The sequence below is a fragment of the Pseudomonas sp. genome (assembly GCF_037994325.1).
Lineage (GTDB): Bacteria > Pseudomonadota > Gammaproteobacteria > Pseudomonadales > Pseudomonadaceae > Aquipseudomonas.
In genome coordinates this window covers 1-2,409 of record NZ_JBBNAH010000132.1, presented here as the reverse complement: position 1 = coordinate 2,409, position 2,409 = coordinate 1, and the positions used below count along the sequence as shown (strand labels likewise).

Annotated in this window: 2 protein-coding genes and 1 pseudogene; all 3 read right to left on the bottom strand. The window is 58.4% G+C overall.

From position 1 onward, the window contains the following. Nucleotides 1-559: YceI family protein (locus AAAB16_RS04440; protein ID WP_340662251.1), on the bottom strand; the 559-nt coding region annotated here is incomplete at its 3' end. A gap of 27 nt (nucleotides 560-586) precedes the next feature. Next, nucleotides 587-1,141 (bottom strand): cytochrome b, encoded by a 555-nt coding sequence (locus tag AAAB16_RS04435; protein WP_110615298.1) that lies wholly within the window; start codon nucleotides 1,139-1,141, stop codon nucleotides 587-589. Nucleotides 1,142-1,487: 346 nt separating this feature from the next. Then, nucleotides 1,488-2,409 (bottom strand): annotated as a pseudogene (locus AAAB16_RS04430) (flavin monoamine oxidase family protein); the annotation flags it as partial.

Sequence of the window (2,409 nt, the reverse complement as noted above, 5' to 3'; positions counted from 1 at the left end):
GTTCCAGCTCTTGGGATTTCGGACCCAGGTCTTTCTGGATGTCGAAGTCTTTCAACTTGATGGTGGTGGTGCCTTCAAAGCCGGCACGGTAGCCGCCCCATGGGTCTTTGCCTTCACCCAGGAAAGTTGCCTTGATCACCACTGGCTTGGTTACGCCGTGCAGGGTCAGGTCACCCGTTACGTCGGCTTTGCCTTCGCCGGTGGATTTAACCGAGGTGGAGACAAACTTGGCTTCCGGGAATTTCGACACGTCGAGGAAATCAGCGGTGCGGATGTGTTTGTCGCGCTCGGCGTGGTTGGTGTCGACGCTGGTGGTTTTCAGGGTGATGTCGATTTTGCTGGCTTCAGGCTTTTTCGCGTCAAAGCTGAAGGTGCCTTCCCAATCTTTGAACGTGCCGTAGATGTAGCTGAAACCCAGGTGGCTGATTTTGAAGTCGATAAATGCGTGTTGGCCTTGTTTGTCGATGGTGTAGTCATCGGCCATGGCGTGGCCGGCGCTGAGCATCGCGGTGCCGAGGGCCAGAGCAGCCAGGGATTTCTTCAGGGTGGTGCTGATCATTGCGTGAGTCCTTGTGCAGTGAGGGAGTTAGTCGGCGCGGCGGCCAAACATACGGGTCAGGGTTACATCGTGATCAATAAAGTGATGCTTCAGAGCTGCTAACGCATGGAGCCCAGCAAAAATTACCAAGCCCCAGGCGAGGTACAGATGCACTGCACCGGCAACGTCTTCCTGGTCAGGAATGCTGGTGAGTGAGGCAGGTACCGCAAACAAGCCAAAGACTTCAATCGGCCGGCCATCGGCGGTGGAGATCAGGTAGCCGGCAATCAGTACGGCAAACAAGCCGAGGTACAGCACCGCGTGGCCCAGCTTGGCGCCCAAACGGGTGGCTTTGCTGTAGGTCGCGAGTGTTGGGGGCGGCGGGCTGATAAAGCGCCAGAGCAGGCGAACAATCATCAGCGCCAGCAAGGTCAGGCCAATGCTTTTATGCAGCGCAGGGGCGGAGTGGTTGTAGGGGCTGTAGTAGTCCAGCGTCACCATCCACAAGCCAAGGCCGAATAACCCAAACACCGCTAAAGCGATACCCCAGTGCAACACAATGCTGACCAGACCATAACGGGAAGAGGAGTTACGCAGCTGCATGTAGGCGGGTTCCGTAAAAAAGCAGTGGGCTAAGACTAGCGGTAAATCTATCGAGTTAAAGCGAAAAATTCTGCTTTGAAATATCGGGAAATACGATGGGTTTTTACGGTCTGGATAGGCGGAAATAACAGGTGACCGAACGGTCGATGCGAAAGGGAACTCGTAGGGTGTGCTGCGCGCGCCTAGGCGCAACGCTCAAAATCGCAGGATGGCGCAGCGCACCCTGCGAGAACGCCCGCGTTGCGCGGGCGCTTACACGTCAGTTAAACAACTTGGAGAAAAAACCCGGCTCGTCTTTGCCGTCTTTGTCTTTTTTAACCGGTGCTGGCGCTTCGGCAACCACTTGCTTGGCGGGGTCGACAACCTTGCCCGCCAACAAATCCTGCGCCTGCCCGGCGGCACGTTGACCACTGCGCAACGCGCCTTCCAATGTGCCTGGGTACAGCGCATCGGTATGCTCACCGGCAAACACCACCCGTTGCAGCGGCTTTTCCCACACCCGCCAGTTACGCGTCAGTTGGCCCGGGCCATAAGCCAGGTACGAACCGCCGGTGGACGGGTCAGTGCTGTAGCGACGGATTTCATAGCCGGAAAACGCACCACGGGCTTTCGGGTAAAGCGCGTGCAAGCGAATCAGCACCTGGTCGACCACTTGCTTGTCACCAAAGGCCTGCATCACCCGTGCGTTATCGCCGGACAGGTTAATCACCGCATTGGCGCCACCTTTGGCCGCCGGCTCAATCCACAGCATGCCCAGGCCTTGGTCGGTAAAGATCTCGCCAGACAAACGTGCCTTGCTCTCCCACACCGGGGTTTTGAACTTGAGCAGAATCTGGTCGCGCCAGCCGTAATTGGTGCCCTTGATCGCGGCCACGCGGTTGGTTTCCAGCGCCGGGGTCAGTTGAATCTGCGCCAGGGCTTTGAGCGGCACCGCGAGCACCACGTAATCGGCGCTGTAACCAACGGCGCCGGCTTTCACCGTCACGCCGTCCTTGTCCTGGCTGATGGCCGAGACCTTGGAGTTGGTTTTGATGGTTTTCAGCTGTTTTAGAAACGCGGCGGCCAGCACTTGGCTGCCGCCCGGCAGGCGCGCGGCACGCAGGTCACGGTCATCCACGCCGCGGTAAACGCGGGTTTGTTGCGCCAAGTAGAGCAGCGACAGGCGCGAGGGCTCGTCGTAGCGTGAGCGAATGCGTTGGTTGACCAGCAAACGGGCGGTGGCCGGCAGCGCCAGCTTGTCCAGCCACTTGGCCACGGTGATCTGGTCG

Coding starts and splice junctions, on each gene's coding strand:
- AAAB16_RS04435 (WP_110615298.1), bottom strand. CDS start 1,141: ATGCAGCTGCGTAACTCCTCTTCCCGTTATGGTCTGGTCAGCATTGTG.